This window comes from Actinomyces glycerinitolerans (genome assembly GCF_900098745.1).
Taxonomy (GTDB): domain Bacteria; phylum Actinomycetota; class Actinomycetes; order Actinomycetales; family Actinomycetaceae; genus Actinomyces; species Actinomyces glycerinitolerans.
In genome coordinates this window covers 421,933-444,461 of the sequence record NZ_FQTT01000010.1, presented here as the reverse complement: position 1 = coordinate 444,461, position 22,529 = coordinate 421,933, and the positions used below count along the sequence as shown (strand labels likewise).

The window sequence follows — 22,529 nt, the reverse complement described above, 5'->3', positions numbered from 1 at the left end:
GGTCGGTGCGACACTGTCCCGTGGCGCCCGACCCCGGCGCCGCCCCGACGACGAGAACGAGGAACCCGTGACCAAAGAGACCGAGCGCGCCGAGCTCCACCGGACGATCTGGAAGGTCGCCAACGAGTTGCGCGGAAGCGTGGATGGCTGGGACTTCAAGGCCTACGTTCTGGGCTTCCTCTTTTACCGGTTCATCTCCGAGAACCTCACGGAGTACATCAACGCCGGAGAGCATGAGGCGGGTGACCCGGACTTCGACTACGCCATCCTGGGTGATGCCGAGGTCCGCGAGGCGCGCGACGGCATCATCAACGAGAAGGGCTTCTTCATCGCCCCGTCGGAGCTGTTCGGCAACGTGCGTGAGCGGGCACCGCACGATGAGAACCTGAACGAGACGCTGTCCAGGATCTTCAAGAACATCGAGCTCTCGGCCTTCGGCACCGGGGCCGAGTCGGACCTGCGTGGCCTGTTCGACGACGTCGACGTCAACTCCAACAAGCTCGGCTCCACGGTCGCGCAGCGCAACGAGAAGCTGGTGCGGATCATCAATGCCGTAGGAAACCTCGACCTGTCATACGGCGATTCGACCATCGACACCTTCGGGGACGCCTACGAGTACTTGATGACCATGTACGCCTCCTCGGCGGGCAAGAGCGGTGGCGAGTTCTTCACCCCGCAGGAGGTCAGCGAGGTTCTCGCGCGCATTGCCGTGGCCGGCAAGACGAGCGTGGACCGGGTGTATGACCCGGCGTGCGGCTCGGGTTCGCTGCTGCTCCAGTTCGCCAAGGTGCTCGGCAAAGAGAACGTGCGGGGCGGGTTCTTCGGCCAAGAGATCAACCTGACCACCTACAACCTGTGCCGCATCAACATGTTCCTGCACGACATCAACTTCGCGGACTTCAACATCGCTCACGGGGACACGTTGCGGCACCCGGCGCACTGGGATGACGAGCCCTTCGAGGCGATCGTCTCCAATCCGCCGTACTCAACCCATTGGATCGGAAAGGACGATCCGACCCTGATTAACGACCCTCGCTTCGCGGCCGCGGGCGTCCTGGCTCCGAAGTCGAAGGCCGACCTGGCCTTCACCATGCACATGCTGTCCTGGTTGGACGTCAAGGGCACGGCGGCGATCGTCGAGTTCCCGGGCGTGCTGTACCGGGGCGGGGCGGAGCAGAAGATCCGCAAGTACCTGATCGAGAACAACTACGTGGAGGCGGTCATCCAGCTGCCGCCCGACCTGTTCTTCGGCACGACGATCGGGACCTGCATCATCGTGCTCAAGAAGTCGAAGACCACGAACGACGTCTTCTTCCTCGACGCCTCCGACCAGTTCGTCCGCACCGGAAACAAGAACCACCTCGCCGCCGAGCACCGCGACTTCATTGTTGACGCCGTGGCGAAGCGCGAGGTGGTAGCGCACCGCTCCAGCGTGGTAGGTGCGGAACAGCTCGCGGAGAATGGCTACAACCTGTCGGTGTCGGCCTACGTGGAGGCAGAAGACATGCGCGAGGAGGTAGATATCGTGGCGCTGAACGCCGAGATCGCACGCATCGTGGCTCGCCAGGCCAAGCTGCGGGCCAACATTGACGCGATCGTCGCCGACCTGGAAGGGGGCGCCAAGTGAGCCGCATCGACAACTTGGTCAAGGAACTGTGCCCCGACGGAGTGGACTACAAGCCGCTGGCGACGTTGTTCGATACGCGGAACGGCTATACGCCGCGGAAGACTGACGCCGAAGCATGGTCTGGCGATGAGGTGCCGTGGTTCAGGATGGAGGATATCCGAGCAAATGGAGGGATTCTTGACGACTCGATACAGCGGATATCGAAGTCTGCGGTGAAGGGCGGACGACTGTTCGCCGCAGATTCGATCTTGGTAGCAACATCCGCAACGATTGGGGAGCACGCGCTGATTCGGGTGCCGCATCTCTCGAACCAGAGGTTTACGTGTCTCACGTTGAAGGATGAGTATCGGAGTCGCTTCGATGTTAAGTTCCTGTACTACTACTGCTTCCGTCTGGATGAGTGGTGCAAGAAGAACACTACGGTCTCGAGTTTTCAGTCAGTTGACATGGTCGGCTTCAAACGGTTCCGGTTCCCGATTCCTCCGCTTGCGGTGCAGCGGGAAATTGTGAGAGTATTGGACCAGTTCACCCAGCTGGAGGCGGAGCTGGAGGCGGAGCTGGAGGCGCGTCGTCGACAATATGAGTACTACCGACATCGGGAAATGACGTTTTCTGGATCGGTAACCCGTTCCCCATTGGGTGAGTTGGTGCAAGTCAAAACCGGAGCAGCGGTCAGTAAGCGATTGATTCAAGAGAATCCTGGGCCGTATCCGGTGATCAATAGCGGCAGAGAGCCGCTTGGTTATATAGGTGAATACAATACTGAGGGCAACCCCGTCGGAATAACTAGCAGGGGTGCGGGGGTTGGATCTATAACATGGTGCGAAGGCAGGTATTACCGTGGGAATCTGAATTATGGTGTCACTGTTAAGGATGTGAACGAGCTTGACGTTCGTTTTCTCTATCATTCTTTGCAGTACATGCAGCCTGAATTGCGCGCGCTTTGTTCGTTTCAGGGTATTCCTGCGCTAAATAAGGCAAGTCTTGAAAGGCTTGTCATTCCATTGCCTGACATGGCGGTGCAGATGAAAGTGGTGAGCATTCTTGATAAGTTCGACGCCCTCGTCAACGACCTGAACTCCGGCCTGCCCGCGGAGATCGCGGCGCGGCGCAAGCAGTACGAGTATTACAGAGACAAGCTCTTGGCCTTCCCGGAGAAGGGTGCGGCAGCATGACCATCCGCGAAGCCCACGCCGTACGCATTGAGCTCGTCGTCCTGACCGACGAGGCCACCGTCGTCGGCACCTATGAGCCGAGCGAGCGCACCAGCAAGGCCTATCAGTCCGAGGCGGACCTCGAACGCGCCTTCATCGCCCAGCTCCAGGACCAGGCCTACGAGTACATCCAGTTCAGCCCCGACAACGCCGAGGCCGAACTCATAGCCAACCTCCGCACCCAACTCGAAGCGCTCAACGACTACCACTTCACCGACGCCGAGTGGAAGCGCTTCTTCGAGCACTCCATCCTCACCACGGGCGGCGCGCTCGACGTCGTCGAGAAGACCCAGCGCATCCAGGAGGACCACATCCAAGTCCTCAGCCGGGACAACGGCGAGTCCAAGAACATCCGCCTCATCGACAAGCAGCACATCCACAACAATCGGCTGCAAGTCACCAACCAGTACGTCGCCACCAACGCTGCGCGCTCGAACCGCTACGACGTCACCATCCTGGTCAACGGGCTCCCACTCGTCCACGTCGAGCTCAAACGGCGCGGCGTCGACATCCGCGAGGCCTTCAACCAGATCAACCGCTACCAGCGCGACTCCTTCTGGTCCGGAGCGGGCCTGTTCGGCTACGTCCAGATCTTCATCATCTCCAACGGCACCTACACCAAGTACTACGCCAATACGACCCGCCAGGACCACGTCACCGAGAACCGCGGCACCCAGCGGCAGGTCAAAGCCGCGACATCGGACGCATACGAGTTCACCTCCTGGTGGACCGACGCCACCAACCAGCGCATCACCGACCTCGTCGACTTCACCCGCACCTTCCTGTCCAAGCACACGCTGCTCGCCGTCCTGACCCGCTACTGCGTCTTCACCGTCGCCGACACCCTCGCCGACCGCAAACTCCTGGTCATGCGGCCCTACCAGATCGCCGCCACCGAGGCGATCCTCCAGCGCATCAACACCTCCACCAACGCCCGTCAAACAGGCACCCTCGCCGCCGGCGGATACATCTGGCACACCACCGGCAGCGGCAAGACCCTCACCTCCTTCAAGACCGCCAAGCTCGCCGCCGGAATGGAGGAGATCGACAAGGTCATCTTCGTCGTCGACCGCAAAGACCTCGACCACCAGACCATCAAGGAATACAACCGCTTCGCCGAGGGCACCGTCTCCGCCAACCAGTCCACCACCCAGCTGACAGCCCAGATCAACGATCCCACGGTCAAGATCATCGTCACCACGATCCAGAAGCTGTCCACTTTCGTTGGTCGCAACCGTAAGCACGCCGTCTACACGGGGCACGTCGTACTCATCTTCGACGAATGTCACCGCAGCCAGTTCGGCGACATGCACACCGCCATCACCAAGGCCTTCCGCAACTACCACCTCTTCGGCTTCACCGGCACCCCTATCTTCGCCGAGAACGCCGGCTCCAGCGGCAACGTACAACTGCGCACCACCGCCCAGGCATTCGGCGACCAGCTCCACTCCTACACGATCGTCGACGCCATCGGCGACAAGAACGTCCTGCCGTTCCGCATCGACTACATCGACACCGTGCACAGCCGCGACGACGTCGTCGACGCCGAAGTCAGTGCCATCGACACCGAGCGGGCGCTCCTCGCCCCGGGGAGGATCGCGCAGGTAGTCACCTACATCCGTGAGCACTTCAACCAGAAGACCCGGCGCAACCGGACCTACACGCTCGGACAACAACGCCTGGCCGGCTTCAACTCTCTGCTCGCTACCGCCTCCATCCCTGCCGCGCGCGCCTACTACCAGGAGTTCGCCCGCCAGCAGCAGGGGCTGCCGAGTGACCAGCGGCTCAGCGTCGGCATCATCTACTCCTACGCCGCCAACGCCGAAGCACCCGGCGACTCCCTCGCCGAGGAATCCACCGACCCAACCGCACTGTCCGCCGACGACCGTGCCTTCCTCGACGCCGCCATCGCCGACTACAACCAGCAGTTCGGAACCAGCTACGACACCAGCTTCTCAGGCTTCGAGGGCTACTACGAGGACATCTCCGCCCGCCTCACCAAGCGGCAGATCGACCTGGTCATCGTCGTCAACATGTTCCTCACCGGCTTCGACTCCAAGACCCTCAACACCCTGTGGGTCGACAAGCCACTGCGCACCCACGGCCTCATTCAGGCCTTCTCCCGCACCAACCGCATCCTCAACGCCGTCAAGAGCTACGGAAACATCGTCTGCTTCCGCAATCTTCAGGCCGAGACAGATGCCGCCATCGCCCTGTTCGGCAACAAGAACGCCAGTGGCACCATCCTCCTGCGCTCCTACCGCGAGTACCTGGAGGAGTTCATCGCCAAGGTCGCGCTATTGCGCGGCAAGTGGCAGCCCGGTGAGGTGATCCTCTCGGAGGAAGCCCAGAAGGAGTTCGTGACGCTGTTCGGCCAGATCCTCAGGCTGCGGAACATCCTCGTCTCCTTCGACGAGTTCGCCGACGACAACATGGGTGGCCTCAACGACGCCGACCTCGCCGACTACACCAGCATGTACCTGGAGATCCACGCCCAGATGCGCGCGGCCTCCGAGGCGGAAAAGGAAGTCGTCAACGAGGACCTCGTCTTCGAGATCGAGCTCATCAAGCAGGTAGAGGTCGGGGTCGACTACATCCTGCGGCTCGTGGAGGACAAGCGCACCCAGCGGGGCGACGGCGAGGACCGGGAGATCCCCGTGGAGATCAAGCGCGCCATCGCCTCCAGTCCCACGCTTCACTCCAAGCGGGACCTCATTGAGGACTTCGTCCGGTCCGTGTCCAGCAACGGTGCAGTTGACGAGCAGTGGAAAGCGTTCATCGCGGCGCGGATGACCGCAGAGCTGGACGCCATCGTCACCGCCGAAGGGCTGCGCGAAGCAGAAACCGAGGAGTTCGTCGGCGCCGCCCTGCGTAGTGGGGTTGTCCCTACCGAGGGCACCGCGATCACCCGCCTGCTCCCAAGAGTCTCCCGTTTCCGCAAGGCCGCAGCGGGCCAGAGCCACGACGAGCGCAAGGCGCGCGTCGTCGAGGCGCTGACGGCGTACGTGGAGAGGTTCGGGGACCTCACAAATGAGAATGCGTAAACGGGCTGTTCCGGTTTGAGGGTGTGGGCGGGATCGGGGGGGGCGCTGGCAGCTCGGTGGTAGCGAGGTGAGGTGGCGTCGAGGCCCTGGCGGGTATGACGGCGACATCCCGGTGCAGCCCGCTTTCCAGCCGACCCGCGGGGGTCCCGGAGCGGGTGTGATGGTGCGGGGAACTCCAAAGCTTGTACTGCGCCAAGGGTCATCGATCCAGCAGGCCGAGACGCCGGAGGAGATGTGGCATTGTCGTGGAGGGGCTGGATCCCTGGGTGTTGAGCTGGGGCGCAGAGTCGCCGACGATGAAGCACCGCTGCGCAGCCTCGTCGACCCGGTCGAAGGGGAAGTCCTTAGGTAACCCTTTGGCATCACGTCCGTCCTGACCGGTCAGCTGACGGTAGTGGCGCTGCGCGTCAGTCTGATCTTGGTATCTGCGGACTCGCTCATAGTGCGCAATGAGCCACACCTCGAAACAAGGCACTGAGACGACGCCGACGACCCTGCTGGACTTGAGCCCGGCGCAGTCCTTGAGGAAGCGCTTGCGGTCGGTGCCATCATGGTCGACGACGATCCACACCTCGTCGAAATCCGTGAGTCCTCCGCGTACGCCCGTGAGGTCCTTGAGGATTGTCTCAGGTTCCTTTCCGTCCTCGGGGCGAAGGGTGATTGCCAGGCCGGCATCACGGGGGACCTTCTTCTTGATGACTTCGAGGTACTCCTTCTCCGTTCTCGCTCCGTTCGTGATGATGAGGACGGTGGTCCGTGTCCGGCGGGCGTTCCTCCGGTTGCGCTGAATCGTCCTTCCCATGGCTCACCCTGCTGTCTGCGGGGCTCGTGCGATGTCGATCGCTTCCATGACCCGCGAGAAGTCGACGTCCGGTAGAGCGCCGAAGCGGCCGGTGAGGTAGCGCTTCTGCTCATTGTTGCTGGCGCGGGTGTCGAAGTCCGCCAAGGAGAAGACCTCACTAGACGTTCCATGCTTCTCGCAGAACCACACCTCGCCTGGAGCGAGCACCTTGCTGGGCGCGTTGCCGAGCAGAGACGTGTCATGGGTGGAGAAGAGGATCTGGGCGCCCGTGGTGTTGATATCGGGGTCCTTGAACATTCTCACCATGGCCGCAGCGAGGGTCGGGTGCAGGCTTGCATCGAGCTCGTCGACGACAAGGAGGTCTCCCCGAGCAATAGCGTTGACGGCCGGGCCGGCGGTAGTCAACCAGGTCAGCGTGCCCGTGCTCTGCGCGCCTAGGCCGAGGTCGAATGTCCTGCCTTCGTTGTCTGAGTGAGTGAACACGAGCAGGCGGACAACGGAGGGCAATGCGTCGTCGGGGATCTGAGTCGAGAGGTCGTCGCTGCCGACCGCCAGGAGTGCGCGCATGCGCTCTAGGACTTCTGGCGGAATCTGCTCCTCCTGGACGCGGACGTCGCTGATACCGAGGTCCGCCATATGTGCGAGTGCCTTGACAATGCCCTGCCAGCGCTTCGGGTTCTCAATCAACCGGGAGATGATCCACTGCACCCAGTCCTCGGTGCTCTGATCGCTGCGGTTGACGGAGGCGATGCTGGTACCGGCTCTCAAGCCCTGTGACACCGGAGCGAGCGTCTTGTGCTGGTAGCGCGAGGCTACTGCGAGCAGGAGATCTGTTGCGGTGAGGAGTCGCTTGACTTCCGCGGTCGGGCCCGTGAGGCTCGGTCCGGACTTCACCTCGATGGGTGTGTCGGCGCTCTGCTGGGTTCGCTGGAACAGAAGGCGTGAGGTGCCCTTGGGATAGGCGTGCAGAACCTCGGAACGGATTCCCCACGGCATGGCCTCCACGGTGTAGTGGTAGCGGATGCCCGTGCGGGTGAAGTTGACGTCATAGGTCGTGGGGAGGTCGGCGCTTGCCTGTGCATGTGGTGCGTAGAGTGTGTGACCGGGGTTGGCGACGGCGTGTGCGAGTGTCTGGAGGGCGTCGAGCAGCGTGGACTTGCCGGAGGCGTTGGCGCCGTAGACGGCGGCAACCCGGTAGGTCGAGCTCTCCCACGTCTGGGGTGGCTTTGGTGTCTGCGTCTTGAGCGAGGGGTTCACGAACGATAGGCCGGCCTCGCTGGCGAAGACTCGGAAGTTGGAGGTGGCGATATCGAGCAGCATGCAGCGAGGGTAACCTTTCCCCTCATTTATGTCAAGATTTGGGAGAAAAAGTACGGATCTGATGTAACGATGAGTGGCTGTGGTGGTCCCCTCCCGTCGGGCATGACCGTCGAGGCCATACGCGACTTGCCTGAGCCCGTCGTGCTCGCCGCCTGCGCCAGATCGCGCAGGCGCGTCAGAGCACGCGACTTCTCCGAGGATTCCGGCGCCTCCTCGCTCGCCGCCTGGGAGCGACGTCGTGCCATGCCGTTCATCGATTGTCTGTATCAGGGTGGTCGGGCAGGGCAGGAAGGCCTTCGCCAGAGTTCAGGAGAACAGTGCGTCGCCACGGTTGCCGGTGACTCCCGGGCTGGCGGCACCCGGGGCGACGTCGAGCGACGACGGGGGAGTGGGGGTGGACGGTGCGCTGGTGGGGGAAGGGGCGGCGCTGGCGGGCGCGGTACCGAAGCGAGCGGCGCTCGCAGAGGAGGCGCTGGGAGGAACGGCCGTGGTCACGGGGACGATCCTAAGAAGCGCCGTCGGCCAGGAGGCCAGTACGGACAAGTGTGTTCGAGGTGTGATTCGCGCTTGCCCGCCGGGCCGTGCGGCGGGCACAACAGTGGGGAGCCGCCCGGCTGGGACCCGGATGACTCCCCGATGCGACCGGTCCTAGAACCAGCCGCGGAGGGAATCCATCAGGACGCTAACGGCCCGGATCAGATGAGCGATGGAGTTAACGAACTCACTCATCTTCCGGGCCGTTTCCTGGTCCTGACGAACCTTGCGACGTCCGTCTTTCGACTTGGCGAGTCATCGGCGCGGATGTGTGTGCAGGATCAGGGCTATTCGCTCGAATGGCACGGGAATGTCGGGGTCGATCGGCTCTGGGGCGTGGTTCACGCATGCCTCGCGCTGACAGGCCACGTTGTGCGGTTTACGGCGCCGGGCTGACTCGTATCTGCCCACCACCTGCCGGGAGGCCGGACTCTCCTGGTAGCCCGCAGCCCCACCCGCGTGACCGGCTCTCGCTGTGGGTCGCACCCGTGAGCGCGGTCGCCGACCCCCGAATCACTGATCCGACCGTGTTTGGCACGACCCCGGGCCGCATTCCACGACCTTGGTGCCTGTTGCACGACCACCCCGGGGTCGTGGAAAGCGCACCAAGGTCGTGCAGTACCGCCCAAGGTCGTGCAACCCCGGCCTCCGACACCGGACACCACCACCCATACAAAGGCCGGATCAAACAAACCACCAGCAGACCACAACACGCCCGCACCAAACACACATTAGCGCCGATAACCCGACCCGGCCACAGCCCCTCACCTCCTCCCTGACCTCCTTCTTCCCCGGCCATCAGGACGATGTTTGATCCGGGAGAGGGTGCCGGCGAAGGCGCCCCCAGAGTAACGGTTCGTTATCCGGCTGGGGAGGGTGTGGATGAAGCCGGGAGTCGGCTCGCCCGTGTGCCTGCTGCCGAGATCGTTTACTACGCCTGTTCGGGTTCTTCTGCGCAAGAAGAGTGGCGACCCCCACCGGGTTTCACATATAAGTGAAACTGCGTTACGCTGTAACAGCACCTACGAACCGTGTGCGAGGAGAGGAAGCCTCATGTCCGCCAGCACGCTCACCAGGGTCGGCCTCGCGGCGCAGACCGTGCGTGAGGTCCAGGAGGTCAAGCCCGTAGAAGGAGCCGTACTCGTACTGCGTGACCCTGACGGCCGCGAGGTCGTGCTGACGCAGGGTGTTCAGAGGGCTCTGTTGGCAGCCCTCGCCTCGATCGCCGAGCATGGCGAGGTCACTATCGGCCGTGTCCCTGACGAGCTCACCAGCACTGTTGCCGCCGACATGCTCGGTGTCTCGCGTCCTACGCTGCTGAAGTGGAGCCGCGACGGCGTGATCGACTCCTTCAAGGTCGGTACGCACACCCGCTTCCGGCGAGAGGACGTAGTGCGGCTTCGTGATGAGCGCGAGCGCGAGCGTCGCCGTGCCTTCGAGGAGTTGCGCGCTCTGGATGCCGAAGGAACAGTCAGCATTTGACCGACCGGTCGCGCCGAACCTATTCGAACTCAATCTGACGAGCCCTGCTGAGCCGCGTCTGATAGGTGTCGATGTGCACGGTTTCCCCGCCGATCGTTTGGCCATCGTTGCCTGAGCAGTGCGTGTGGTGGAACTGCCCTCGTTCCGAGATGCGAAGGCGGGTTAGCGGGACTAGGCGGGCGCTAACGTTCCCGCTGACACGTAGCTCAAGCGCGAGAGGGGATCCAAGTGGACACGAGTGGGGCCGGGAGTCCATCACGGGCTTCACAGCAGTCAAGTGAACCCCCTGTGCAGACGGCCGCGGGGGTGACGCCGTCGCCGGCGGATACGGGAGCGGAAGCACCGGCGCATAATGCCGCCACTGAACTGACGCTGCTGGAGGCCGCCCCCGGCGTCGCCGTCCTACTCGCCGAAACGGTGCCGGACGGCTGGGAGATCGAGCCCTTCAACCTGGGGGAGCGAGCCAACACCGAGATCACCAATGCCGTCAGCAACGCCGCCGGTGCACTCAACCTCGTCGCACAAGGGGCGCAGGGGCTCGTCTCCGCCCAGGGGCTGGTGCGACTTGCGCCGGAGACTCTGCACAACCTGCGCACCATGAACACCATTGTTAAAGACGGCTACAACCTCGGCGTCCTGACCCAAGGCGGTAAATTCGCGGCCCAGGTTCGCTGGGTTCCCGCCACCGGAGTTCAGGCCGCCACGGTGGCCGCGAGTGCCGGTCCGGCCTTCGCCCTGATGGCCATCAGTGCGCAGCTGACCTCACTGTCCAAACGGGTCGACCAGAACCTAGAACTGACTCGCGACGTCCTCCAGAGCCTGCTGCAGGACCACTGGAACGCCCTCAGCGGCATGTATGACGCCGTCGTCGGAGCCATTGATGAGGCACGCACGATCGGGGCCGTCACGTCACGGGTATTTGAACCAATCGCGCACCTTGAGGCCGATCTTCGCGCCGAGTACAAGCACTTCGACCGCCGCCTGCAAAGTCACCTAAAGGCGCTGGGCGGGACCGCTGTCGAGCGGCGCGACTACCTGCGGGACCACGCCCAGGAGGTCGCCGCGGACGTCCAAGGACTCGTCATGTCCGCCAACGCCCACTACGGGTACCAGTTGCTCCGAGCGGCCGAGATCGCGGCAGATAGCGAGCGCAGCGAGCAGGATGAGCAGCTCATGCGGTACCGAGCCGAACGTATACCGGCCGAGCGGGCTGAAACCATTGCGAGGATCGCCCAGGTGCTCGGTCAACTCGACGCGTACTGTCACCTGGCCGAGCTCCTGGACGGGCGCGGCGTCGACCTCGGGCGTGCCGGTGCCCGGATCGGTGACCTGGCGGGGCAGGTCTCCGGACGCGTCCCGGCGCTGCGCCGGGCGCGGCGGGGCGCGAGCGCCGAGCAGGTCGTCGCCGCCATGACCCAGTACGTGGCGGCGCTGTGCGTCGGTGCCTATGAGGTCCCCGCGCCACTGGAGCCGAGTCTCGAAGTGGTTGAGGATGACGACGCCGCGGCGCACGTGCTCGACATTCTCAGGTGGGTGCTGCCCAATGGCGGGCCCCTACTCGTCCTAGCCGAATTCGGCCGCGCCTGGGCGGGAGACAACAACCTTAAGGGCGGATACCTGGGGGTGACGCCCACGCGGTTCTTCCTCACCTCACGTTCCACGCTCACCAAAGACGGACTGATCGACGACGACTTCCCGCTGGCGGACGTGCGCTACGTCCGGTTCCGGCAGGGCGAGGAAGGGGCGCGCATCGACGTGATCACGAAGGACGAGAATCTCGCCGTCGACTTCGCCGACTGGGCGGCCTCGGGCGAGCAGGGCGAGCGACTGCGGCGCGTTGCGGATGTGCTGATGACGGCCGCGAACCTGCCCGCGGAGGAGAGGCGCTCCGACCCGCTGCTGGAGGCGGCCGCGGCTCTCCCGTAATAGCGCCCGATCCGTCGCCTGGTACGTACGCAGCACCTCTGGCGGGAATGAGGCGCTCCCCGGGTTACGGCGGGCGCAGGCGTCCACTCCTAGGACGGGTGAGGCGGTACCAGGGCTGGCGAACGGGAGCGGCGGGGCTCCAGACGCGTTCCGGCACTACGCCTGACGTCGGATCCCGCGAGCACCGGGTAATCGCCGCTCCCATGATCCGGTACGTGGCGGGGCATGGCTCAGCATCCATCGGTGTGTGATGCCCGATGGCGAGCCTCCACTCGCCCGCAATCACCTGCGGCTCAGGAGCGAGGCGCCGATGAGGGACACGTCGTCGCCGAGTCGCGCCGGTACGACGGTGCACGCGTCGGAGGACGGGGAGAGGGCGGCGGTCCGGATGGCCCGGGACGCGGCCCCCAGCCACTCCGCATGGTGGGCTGCCACGGACCCGCCGACGACGATCAGTCGGGGGTTGAACACGTTGACGAGGTCGACGCAGGCGGAGCTCAGGGCGCAACGTGCGTCGTCGAGGGCGCGGAGTGCGGCGTGGTCGCCGAGTTCCGCGAAGTGGCTGATGTCGGCCCCCGTGACTTCTCGGCCGGCGGCGAGATGCTCCTGCAGCGGGCCGGCTACATCGGCGGCGAACTCGGCGGCGCGCCGGGCGAGGGCGGGCCCGGAGGCGTAGGCCTCCAGGCACCCCTTCCGCCCGCAGCCACATCGCGGTCCCGCTGGGTCCAGGCTCATGTGCCCGAGCTCGCCCGCGGTTCCGGTGCTTCCGTAGAGGAGTCGGCCATCGACCACTGCGGCTCCTCCGACTCCGGTGGACAGGGTGAGGTAGATGAAGTCCGAGACGTGCTGGGCCGCCCCGCGCGCGTTTTCTGCGAGCGCGGCGGCATTGGTGTCCTTGTCGACCGCGATGGTCAGCCCGGTCGCCTCGTGCAGGCGTGCACCGAGTTCCAGCCCGGCGAAGTTCGAGTCCGTGTTCGGCGGGGTGAACAGGGTGCCGGTGCGCGGGTCGACCGGTCCGGTGACGCTGACGCCGATGCGCCTTACGGGAGCGTATTCAAGCAGGGCTCCCGCATCCTCGAGGGTGCGCACGCACGTGGTGACGACGGACGACGGGTCGGGTCCTCCGGGCGTCTTACGCCGTGCTCGCGTCAGGATCTGGCCTCGGCGACTTACTCGCGCACCGCGGATCCAGGTGCCGCCGATGTCGAGGACGCCGACGTCCCGAGCGCTGAACGCCGCGATCTGATGCTTGTTGACAAGAGGGCTGGCACTGTCCATACTTGATTATAACATTATAATCTTTCGATCCGTGAGGGGGTGTCGGATTTGGCGAAGGGAAGTGCCGACGCGAAGACCGCGCAGGAGTGGAGTCGTATAGGTGGGCCTCTGGTACAAGGGGCATCGCCCCTTTACCATCAGGTCTACCGTGCGCTGCGTACCCGGCTGGAGTCGGGGGAGCTCTCGGCCGGAGATCGGCTCCCAACGGAGAAGGAGCTCGCGAGTTCCTTCGGCTGCTCCCTGGTGACCATCAGGCGGGCCCTGGATGAACTGGTTCGGGAGGGGGCGATCACCAGGACCCGCGGCAAGGGCACCTTCGTCTCCGCCCGGAGAATTGACCGCGAGCTCAACCAACTGACGTCATTCACCGACGAGATGTCGCTCATGGGCCTGTCCCAGGAGACCAAGCTCCTGGGCGGTGAGATCACCGAAGCCATCGCCTCGACCGCCGACAGGCTCGGAATCGCCGAAGGCGCGCCGGTCTACGCCATCGAACGCCTACGCGTGGCCGACGATGAACCGCTCCTCATTGAGCACGTCTTCCTTCCTGCGCACATGTTCCCGGGCCTGCTGTCGGTGGATTTCGGGACCACCTCGCTGTACTCCTACCTCTATGAGCAGTTCGGGGTGGAGCTGGTCCGCGGACATCAGACCGTCGAACCCGCTCTGCCCTCGGCTCGTGAGGCCCGACTCCTAGAGCAGGACCGCAGTCAGCCCGTCCTCCTGCTGCGCCTCACCTCCTACTCGTCAGACGGAAGACCCATCGAATACTGCCGAACAGTGGTCAAAGGATCTCGCGCCAGGTACCACCTGGAAGTCTCCCGCCCGCGCTCTCTCTAACCCGATCCGAGATTGATTCGCAAAGGAGCGAACAATGAACACAGGGAAAACACGTCAGCCATTGAAGGCCGCCGCCCTCGTCGCCGGCGCCCTCGCGCTGTCCGGACTCGTCGGGGCCTGCTCGGCGAACGACGGCGCGAACAGCGACGCAATCGTCGTCTGGGACTATTACGGCTCCTCATCTCCGGTCAAGCCCGCCCTCGACCTGTTCGAGGAGAGCCACCCCGACGTCACCATCGACTACCAGGAGTACGACTACGACACCTTCCAGAACAAGCTGGCGGTCGCCGTGTCTTCCGGTGCGGCGCCCGATCTCGCGACCATCGACATGGTGTGGACACCCGTCTACGCCGCACAGGGCGTGCTCTCCGACATATCGGAGATCTCCCAGGGGGAGCTCAACGGAGAACCCATCGAGAGTCAGTACTCCAAGGGTGCGCTAGAGGCGATGGAGTATGACGGGCGCACGATCGTCCTGCCCTACGACTTCGATGCCTATGCCCTCTACTACCGCAAGGACATCCTCGAGCAGAAGGGCCTCGACGTGCCCACGACGCATGAGGAGCTGCTCAACGTCGTCGAAGAGATGTCCGAGGATACCGACGGCGACGGAAAGGTGGACAAGTACGCCTTCCAATTGCGACCCGACACCTTCGAATTCAGCCAGTTCCTCTTCCAGGAGGGAGGAAGCCTGGTCACCGAGGACGGTACGAAGTCGGCCTTCGCATCGCCCGAGGGAGTAGATGCGCTGGAGTACATGGGACGACTCATGGATGCCGGCTCGGTCTATTGGGGGCCGGACGAGGGCGATTCGGGCGGTCTGGCCGGCATCGCCGACGAGCGCATCGGCATGTTCCTCAACGGCCCCTATATGATGGGAATCCTCAAGGACGGTGTCCCCGAGCAATCCGGGAAGTGGGCGGTCGCCGATGCGCCCTTCTCGAAGGAGCCGGGCAGCTACCTCGGCGGGACAGGACTAGTCATCCCCACCGGCGCGAAGAACCCCGCGGGTGGATGGGAGCTCGCGCAGTTCCTTCTCCAACCCGCCCAGCAGGAGCTCGTCTACACGAAGGCGGGCGCGGCTCCCGCCACTCTGGAGGCCCTCGAACTGCCCGCACTCACGCAGGCGGACCCATTCTTCGACGGGCAGGTCCCCTTCCCCGTCTTCGAGAAGGCCCTCGAGTCCGCCCAGCCCTTCCCCTACGTGGCCGGATGGAGCGATATCGATCAGGCGATCACCGACGGGGTGGTCGAAACCCTTGTCCAAGGAACCCCGCCGGAGGTGTCACTCCGAAAAGCGGCGGCGACGGCCGACGAGGCGCTTCAGAAGTAGGTGACGGCGCAATGAGCGCAAATCTGATCCCATCACTGAGCGGCAGGGGGAGAAGGCGCCGAGAGGGCGGGCGCACGGGAGTGCGCGCCGGCGGATCACGGTTCACGTCGGGTCAGGCCAAGGCGGGCCTGCTCCTGGTCGCCCCGGCGATGCTCATCACCACGGTGTTCTTCTTCATCCCGATGCTTCTCTCCCTGTGGTGGAGTTTCACCAGATACAACGGTATTGCCCCGCCGCAGTTCGTCGGCGTCGACAACTATGTCGACCTCGTCACCGACCCCCTCTTCCTGAAGTCGGGGATCAACACGGGACTATTCGCCCTGGCGACCATGACCACCGGCCCTCTCCTGGGCCTGCTTTCCGCACTCCTGCTGAATCAGGCGCGGGTGCTGCAATCCTTGTTCAGGTCCGCGTTCTTCCTGCCGGTGACCATGTCGCTGGTCGTCGTCGCATCCATGTGGAAGATGCTGCTCAACGAACACGGGGTCATCAACCAGATGCTGGAACTGGTCGGCCTCAACGGCGTGTCCTGGCTGAACAACACGAAGACCGCGCTGATCGCCGTCGCGGTGACCAGTGTCTGGCAGGGATTCGGCTTCGAAACGGTCGTCTTCCTGGCCGCCCTGCAATCCGTGCCCCACGAGCTCTACGAGGCCGCTGCCGTCGACGGCGCGGGCCCTTGGAGACGCTTCTGGGCGGTTACCCTTCCCGCGCTGCGCCCGACGATGCTGTTCGTCTTCATCGTCGGCATCATCGGCGCCTTCCAGGTGTTCGACCAGGTCTTCGTCATGACTCAGGGGGGTCCGGTGTCGGCGACGACGACCGTCGTCTACTTCGTCGTCAAGCGCTTCGAGGAGCTCGACCTCGGGCACGCTTCCGCCGCGGCGTATCTCCTTGCCATGTTCCTGGCACTCGCCTCCGCTGTCCAAATGCTCCTCGAGAGGAGGGACGAGCAATGAAGGACGTACGTGTAGCGCAACCGAGCATGCGGCGTAGAAGGGCCGCGTCTACGACGGCGATTTACGCACTCCTCGTCGTCTCGACAATCGTCATGGTCGCTCCGTGGCTATGGACCCTGTCTACCTCCTTCAAGCGTTCCCAAGACGTATTCTCGCCGGACTCGGGGATCATCCCCTCGCCCTTCTCGTTGCACGCCTACGGGCGGATCTTCACGGAGACCTCCTTCGGCACCTATGCGATGAACTCGGTCATCGTCACCGTGTGCGTGGTCGCACTCAACATCCTCTTCGACTCGTGCGCGGCATACGCCTTCGCCAAACTGAGGTTCCCCGGGCGCAACGTCCTGTTTTGGCTGCTGATGGTGACGATGATGATTCCCATGCAGGTCAACCTCATCCCCCTGTATCGGATGATGGTGTGGGCGAACCGGTATTTCTCATGGTTCGGCGTAGACACGCTTGCGGGCATCATCGCCCCGGGAATCGTCCAGGTGTTCGGGATCTTCCTCATGCGACAGTTCTTCCTGTCGATCCCGGACTCGATGCTGGAAGCGGCCCGCCTGGACGGCGCCTCCGAACTCCAAATCCTGCGCAGAATCGTCCTGCCGATCGCCGCTCCGGGGCTGGCGACCCTGACGATATTCACCTTCCTCGATACATGGAACGACTTTCTGTGGCCGCTGATCGTGTCTAGTTCGGAGTCCACCAGAACCCTGCCCGTCGGACTGGCGCTCCTCGCGCGCAAGAACTCCGTCGACTGGCCCGGGACCATGGCGGGCGCGGTTGTCACAGCCGTCCCGATGGTCATCATCTTCCTCCTGGCGCAGCGCCAGTTCATTGACGGCCTGACGGCCGGCTCCACCAAGGAATAACCGATAAAGGAACAAGAATGCACTCGACATATGAGTCCGCCGAACCCATTGAACGCGACGTCTTCCTAAGCGAGATCTGCGAGAGCGGGGACGCCCTGCGCAGGACGGCCGATGAACTGCGCGCCCAGAAACACGCGCTCAACGAGGTCAGACGCCGCCTGTCCGGGCGTCGTCTGATTCTGACGGGCATGGGCACTTCCGGGGACGCGGTCACGGGTCTGGCGTCCGTTCTCGGTCGATCCGGACGCGAAAGCACCGTCATCAACACCGCCGAGCTTCTGCACTTCCGTCTCGCGTCGCTCACGGACCGGCACGGAGTGATAATCGTCAGCCAGTCTGGTCACAGCGTGGAGGCGGTCAAACTCATGAGTGTTTTGACCAGGGAAAGAGGCATTCCCGTCGTCGTCGTCACGAACATGGCGGGCAATCCGCTCACCGACGCCGCCGACGTCGCAATCACGCTGGGCGCCGGAGTCGAGGTCGGTCCTTCGTCGAAGACCTATGTCTCGACCATGTTCGTCATGCAGGTACTCGCCGAGCTCCTCGCCCTGGACGACGCGGTCGAATCGATCCTCACGCGGGCGGACCGCAGGGCCGACGCCGCCGCGAACGTCCTGGCGGCCTGGATAGACGATGCCGAGGGCGTGGGCGCGCGGCTCGCCGACTGGATGGAACAGGTGGATTCCCTCATCATCGTCGGTCGCGGCGCGGGAGTCGCGGCGGCAGAGGTCAATGCTCTCGTTCTCAAGGAATCGGCGCATGTCTCCGCCCAATCGATGGACTCCGCCGAGTTTCGTCACGGTCCACTCGAATTGGCCGCCCCCGGACTCGGAGTGGTGCTCATGTGCGTCGAGCCGTCGGTCTCCGATCTCGATGCCCGGCTCCGCAACGAACTGCTGAGTAGAGGAGCATCGACCATGACTATCGGTGTCGATGCCTGCCGGGCCGGTGACCTGCCGATCGACTATGTCCTGCCCGACAGCGAGCCGCTGATAGATGCGGGACTCGTCGCCCTGCCGCTGCTCCTCGCCGCGTGGGCGGAGGCATCCCGTAAAAGCGAGACCCCCGGAGTGTTCAGCGTCGGAGCGAAGGTGACGACATGCGAGTGAATCCGTTGAACGACGGCCCGGGGCGCTTCCGCATGGGGCCACACTTCATATATGACCAGGGCCGGGCGGTCGTGCCGGTCGGCGTTCACTACGTCCCGCGCTCGGGGCCGGATTGGCCGTGGCGCACGGGGTCCGGGGAATTCGCCCGAGCTTTCCGCGACATCGCGGCTCACGGACTGGACACGGTCAGGATCGACCTGCTGTGGGCGGCCCTCGAACCGCGTGAGGGCGTGCTCGACGAGGAGCACCTGAAGACCCTCGACCGGATCCTCGACGCGGCGGCCGCTAACGGACTGACACTTCACCCGACGCTGTTTGTGGGCGGCGAAGTCGGCGACGCCTACTGGGACCTTCCCTGGGCGAGCGGAATCAACCCCCATTCGGATCGGCATCTGCTTGACGCGCAGTGCGCGCACGCCGCCCGTCTCGCCGAGCGCTGGTCCGGTCGCCGCGAACTCATCGCTTGGGACCTCACCGATGAACCGCCCTTCTGGATCTATGGGGACTCCACCTCGGATGAGGACGCGCGCCTATGGACCCATCGCCTGGCCGAATCGTTGCGCTTGAACGACCCGAACCACCTGATCACCGTGGGAACCGCCTCCCAGGAGGTCGACGGCGGGCCATTCCGCTGCGACGTCGTGGCCGACGAACTCGACTTCTGCTGTGTGCACCCCTACCCGATCTATTCGCCGGAGCTCTACGCCGATCGGCTGGAATCGCGTCGCATGACGCATGCGGCGGCATTCGAGACCGCATTGGCGCGCGGCGCCGGCAAATCCGTGATGATCCACGAATTCGGTGCTTCGTCGACCCAGCACGCCCCCGATGTCATTGCGCACTACGACCATCTGTCGTGCTGGTCGGGTTTTGGGGCGGGCGCCATCGGCTTCTACGCCTGGTGCTGGATCGACGCCGAGGCCGACGCCTATGGGCGCGCACCGTATGTGCGGATGCCACACGAGACCCAGTTCGGACTCGTCGACGCCGACAACGTCCCGCGCCCGCGGCTGACATCCCTGTCCGACCTGCGCGCCTGCCTGGCGGGTTTCGACCTCGAGCGCTGCGCCTCGGACGGCCCCCGAGCCCTGGCCTCGATACCGGTGCCGCGCGAGTACGCCCACCCCTACGCGCAGGAGAACTACGGACTCGACGATGCGCCGGCGGGACCCTACGTCCCATCCGAACAGTCCTGGGACTCCACCCGCGACGTCAAACCCCTCATCCGCGGCCTTCTCAACGCCTTCGTCTACTCCGAGCGGGCGGGGATGCCCGTCCAGTTCCCCCGGGAGACCCTCGACGACGCCTGGCCGACGACGCCTGTAACCGTGCTGCCCGCGCCGCTAACGTCGACGACGAACTCCCTGCTGCACGTGCGTACCTCCTTCTGGCAGGGTGCGTCGAACTACGTGGCTGACGGGGGAGTTCTCTACCTGTCGCTGTCCGCGGAGAGCGCGATCCCCGAGCTGCACCGGTTCGCCGGTGTACGTATCAAGGACCGGGCTCCGGTCGATGAGGATCTGAGGCTCACTGTCGTTCGGCCCTTCGGCGGCTTCGCAGTAGGCGATGAGCTCTCCCTTCCCGGAGGCAGTGCCGACCTGCATGGACGCGGGGTGGAACTGGAGGCGGAGGGCGCCGAGGTCCTGGCGTGCACGGCGGCTGGTGCCCCGGCGCTGACGCTATTCACCCGTGGGGATGGCGCCGTGGTCGTCAGCGCGTATCCGCTCGAGCTTATGGCCGCGGCCACTCCGGACGCCCACGACGACGACCGCGTCTGGCGCCTGTACCGCTTCGTCCGCGAGCTGTCGGGATGTCGCCTGCCGGTGGACTTGGACGACGGCGAGCTGACCAGGGGAGTACTCACCGGTAACGGGGGAGGCATGCTGGTGGCCACCAATCATGGCCCGGACGCCGTCGAAGTCCCCATCCGCGTACACGCACCCTCCGAGGTCCACACGGACTCCCTGGTCGTCCACTCGCCCGACCGCACGGGCGATTCCGACTCGACGCCGGGCATCCGCGAGGGCATGACCGTTACGGTTCCCGCGTTCGGCGCGCGCATTGTCACGTGGAACGCGCGGCCGGGGGCCTGACCGAGCAGCAGCACCACATCGGCGACAATGCGGCGAGAGACCCCGGAGGCTCGCGGGCGAACACTGAGAAGACGCGCGAGCCTCCGGGATGTCTCTGCACGAGTCCGATCAGTCCTCCTTTAGCTCCGGTTGTATGCGCGCGAACTCCTCTGCCGTGGCATAGGAGGTCTGAGTTCCCCGCCGCGTCACCGAATCGCCTGCGTAGGCGTTGGCCTGGATGAGGGCCCGGCGAATGTCGCCGGTCTGGACGAGGAAGTGGCTGAAGCAACCAATAAACGCGTCACCGGCGCCGGTTGTGTCAAGAGGTGTGACATGTGCCGCCGGCAGGAGCTCTTCGCCCTGCGTGTTGAGCCACAGCGCACCCCGGGAACCCAGGGTGACTATCACGTGCTTGACCCCGACTCTCAGCAGTACCGAGGCGGCGCGACGTATATCCTCCAAGGAGTCAACCGGCATGCCCGTCAAAAGGGACAACTCGGACTCGTTAGGAACAAGGAACTCGCAGCCCTTGATCTTGTCAAGAACGAGGTCCGGCTGAGCGGGCGCTGGGTTCAGTAGCACCGGAATACCGAGGCGCGTACCCATCTCGATGGCTGCATACACTGTCTCCAGTGGAATCTCGAGTTGAAGGACAATGAGTTTGCACTTTGCGATGTCAGACTCGGCGGCGTCCAGATCGTCCGGGGTCAGCAGAGCATTAGCGCCCTTGATGATGAGTATCGAGTTGCGAGACTGTTCGTCGACGAAGATGGGCGCAACCCCGCTCGTCGCCTCGGTCGGCAGAACGTACGTCGTGTCAATGCCGTTGTTCGCAAAGTTAGCTATCGTGTTCTCTGCGAAGATATCATTTCCGACGCGCGTCACCATCAAAACCTTGGATCCCAGGCGTGAAGCTGCTACCGCCTGGTTGGCGCCCTTTCCTCCGCATCCCATTGAGAAGTCGGGAGCCTCGAGTGTTTCCCCCTCTTTCGGCATTCGGCGAATGTAGGAGATGAGGTCGACCATGTTCGAACCGATGACCGCAATCTGCGGCGCGGAATCAGTTTGCCGCTCATTCGAGTTAGTGGACACGGATCAGTCCTCCTTGACTCCAGTGGTGACGACGAAGTGGCGGGAGTCTCCTGCCTGCAAGTGAATGAGCGTGCACGCCTTTTCCGCCGCAATTCTCCCCTCCGGTCGGGAAGTCCCGGGAAGAACGAAGGCGGCGACCTTCTGGTCGGCGTTGTGAAGAATCCAACGCGTGGCCACCGGGAACTGCGAAGAAGCGAACCTCGTCAAGAAGGTTCTGCCCCCGGGGGACTCAAGAGTGAACTCTAGATCATTCCCGTAACGGGGTAGATCGTCGGCGAAGTACACGATCTCCGGGTCGAACGCCTCGGCGCCTTCAAGCGAGTTCGCATCGAGGCTACCTGCGAGGATAGCCTTGTTCAGCTCGGTCCATTCTGGGGTCGGATGTACATGCGCAGGTATTGTTCTACGCAGCTGAAACGTGCCGTCGGGGAGGGTTTGGTGCATGTGTCCACCGGGGATGAATGCATAGTTCATGTGACACATGTACTGCAATGGCATCTCCGCATATGCGGAACAATTGGTAACGTCCAGTCCAATGTCGAACAAAGATGATGTTGGTCGTAGCTCGACGTACGGTTTGGCCACATAATGGTGGCCGAAGCCCATAACGTACTCGTAGCGAGAGACGACGCGAATGCGGTCATTGTCAAGCTCGAGCCATGCTTCTTGCATCGGAGCGCATGCGAACTCTCCGTGGAGCGGGTGATCGTCTTCCGGGGAAGGGCAGCCTGCGGCGAGGAGCCCCGAGTGGAAGGCAAAGCATCCGTACGTAGCGGAGATCTCCTTGGCGGGTAGCGGCTGACTGAACATGTTCGTCATTCGGAGGCTTCGCCCGTCGAACACGGCGTCCCAGATGATTTGGCCCATGAAGGGCAGCACCTCGACGTGTCCGCGTGTATTCCTGACGGTGAGGGACGATACGCCGCTGGGATAACTGCGGGCGGTGACGGTGAAGAGATCATCTTGTAGAACGACGGTGCTTTCCGTGTTGAAAACGGAACGGTGTAGGGGGATTGTAAACATTG

Annotated in this window: 17 protein-coding genes; 11 read left to right on the top strand and 6 right to left on the bottom strand. The window is 63.9% G+C overall.

The features are described 5' to 3' along the window. Positions 1-67: 67 nt before the first annotated feature. The 3 genes from ACGLYG10_RS08370 to ACGLYG10_RS08360 are packed head-to-tail and all read left to right on the top strand — an operon-like array spanning position 68 to position 5,885. Positions 68-1,627 carry a type I restriction-modification system subunit M gene (locus ACGLYG10_RS08370; RefSeq protein WP_073330556.1) on the top strand — a complete coding sequence of 520 codons (1,560 nt, stop codon included), beginning with the start codon at positions 68-70 and terminating at the stop codon, positions 1,625-1,627. After that, positions 1,624-2,802, top strand: a complete 1,179-nt coding sequence (locus ACGLYG10_RS08365; protein ID WP_073330353.1) for a restriction endonuclease subunit S — start codon at positions 1,624-1,626, stop codon at positions 2,800-2,802. Before ACGLYG10_RS08370 ends, ACGLYG10_RS08365 begins: the two co-directional genes overlap by 4 nt. Beyond that, entirely contained in the window at positions 2,799-5,885 is a 3,087-nt protein-coding gene (locus ACGLYG10_RS08360; protein WP_073330351.1) for a type I restriction endonuclease subunit R, read from the top strand. Before ACGLYG10_RS08365 ends, ACGLYG10_RS08360 begins: the two co-directional genes overlap by 4 nt. Positions 5,886-6,084: 199 nt before the next feature. Here the strand turns inward: ACGLYG10_RS08360 and ACGLYG10_RS08355 are convergent, their stop codons facing one another. The 3 genes from ACGLYG10_RS08355 to ACGLYG10_RS16360 form a co-directional block, all read right to left on the bottom strand. Next, complete coding sequence (locus tag ACGLYG10_RS08355) at positions 6,085-6,687, bottom strand: RloB family protein (protein WP_083565774.1); 603 nt, start codon at positions 6,685-6,687, stop codon at positions 6,085-6,087. A gap of 3 nt (positions 6,688-6,690) precedes the next feature. Further along, positions 6,691-8,007, bottom strand: coding sequence for an AAA family ATPase (locus ACGLYG10_RS08350; RefSeq protein ID WP_073330348.1), 1,317 nt, complete (start codon positions 8,005-8,007; stop codon positions 6,691-6,693). A 306-nt stretch (positions 8,008-8,313) separates the two neighbouring features. Continuing rightward, positions 8,314-8,502, bottom strand: coding sequence for a hypothetical protein (locus ACGLYG10_RS16360; RefSeq protein WP_211483001.1), 189 nt, complete (start codon positions 8,500-8,502; stop codon positions 8,314-8,316). Positions 8,503-9,594: 1,092 nt separating this feature from the next. On the opposite strand from ACGLYG10_RS16360, the gene ACGLYG10_RS08345 reads away from it, so the two are divergent. Next, positions 9,595-10,023, top strand: a complete 429-nt coding sequence (locus ACGLYG10_RS08345; RefSeq protein ID WP_073330346.1) for a helix-turn-helix domain-containing protein — start codon at positions 9,595-9,597, stop codon at positions 10,021-10,023. A 288-nt stretch (positions 10,024-10,311) separates the two neighbouring features. Continuing rightward, positions 10,312-11,949 carry a hypothetical protein gene (locus ACGLYG10_RS08340; RefSeq protein WP_073330343.1) on the top strand — a complete coding sequence of 546 codons (1,638 nt, stop codon included), beginning with the start codon at positions 10,312-10,314 and terminating at the stop codon, positions 11,947-11,949. A 282-nt stretch (positions 11,950-12,231) separates the two neighbouring features. Here the strand turns inward: ACGLYG10_RS08340 and ACGLYG10_RS08335 are convergent, their stop codons facing one another. Then, complete coding sequence (locus ACGLYG10_RS08335) at positions 12,232-13,227, bottom strand: ROK family protein (RefSeq protein WP_073330340.1); 996 nt, start codon at positions 13,225-13,227, stop codon at positions 12,232-12,234. 39 nt (positions 13,228-13,266) lie between these two features. Between ACGLYG10_RS08335 and ACGLYG10_RS08330 the strand changes: the two genes are divergently transcribed. The 6 genes from ACGLYG10_RS08330 to ACGLYG10_RS08305 are packed head-to-tail and all read left to right on the top strand — an operon-like array spanning position 13,267 to position 20,433. Next, positions 13,267-14,067, top strand: a complete 801-nt coding sequence (locus ACGLYG10_RS08330; RefSeq protein ID WP_073330337.1) for a GntR family transcriptional regulator — start codon at positions 13,267-13,269, stop codon at positions 14,065-14,067. Positions 14,068-14,101: 34 nt separating this feature from the next. After that, positions 14,102-15,400, top strand: a complete 1,299-nt coding sequence (locus tag ACGLYG10_RS08325; protein ID WP_083565773.1) for an ABC transporter substrate-binding protein — start codon at positions 14,102-14,104, stop codon at positions 15,398-15,400. An 11-nt stretch (positions 15,401-15,411) separates the two neighbouring features. Further along, positions 15,412-16,359 (top strand): carbohydrate ABC transporter permease, encoded by a 948-nt coding sequence (locus ACGLYG10_RS08320; RefSeq protein ID WP_083565772.1) that lies wholly within the window; start codon positions 15,412-15,414, stop codon positions 16,357-16,359. Then, positions 16,356-17,231 (top strand): carbohydrate ABC transporter permease, encoded by an 876-nt coding sequence (locus ACGLYG10_RS08315; protein ID WP_083565771.1) that lies wholly within the window; start codon positions 16,356-16,358, stop codon positions 17,229-17,231. The genes ACGLYG10_RS08320 and ACGLYG10_RS08315 overlap by 4 nt, the downstream gene beginning before the upstream one ends. A 17-nt stretch (positions 17,232-17,248) precedes the next feature. Next, a complete protein-coding gene (locus ACGLYG10_RS08310; protein ID WP_073330328.1) occupies positions 17,249-18,340 on the top strand; it encodes an SIS domain-containing protein in 1,092 nt (363 codons plus the stop codon). Then, positions 18,331-20,433, top strand: a complete 2,103-nt coding sequence (locus ACGLYG10_RS08305) for a glycoside hydrolase 5 family protein (RefSeq protein WP_073330325.1) — start codon at positions 18,331-18,333, stop codon at positions 20,431-20,433. The genes ACGLYG10_RS08310 and ACGLYG10_RS08305 overlap by 10 nt, the downstream gene beginning before the upstream one ends. A gap of 108 nt (positions 20,434-20,541) precedes the next feature. Here ACGLYG10_RS08305 and rbsK read toward each other — a convergent pair whose 3' ends face one another. Next, positions 20,542-21,504, bottom strand: coding sequence for a ribokinase (gene rbsK / locus ACGLYG10_RS08300; protein WP_073330322.1), 963 nt, complete (start codon positions 21,502-21,504; stop codon positions 20,542-20,544). 3 nt (positions 21,505-21,507) lie between these two features. Further along, positions 21,508-22,527: an aldose 1-epimerase family protein gene (locus ACGLYG10_RS08295; protein ID WP_073330319.1), complete on the bottom strand. Its 1,020-nt coding sequence runs from the start codon at positions 22,525-22,527 to the stop codon at positions 21,508-21,510. Positions 22,528-22,529 lie beyond the last annotated feature (2 nt).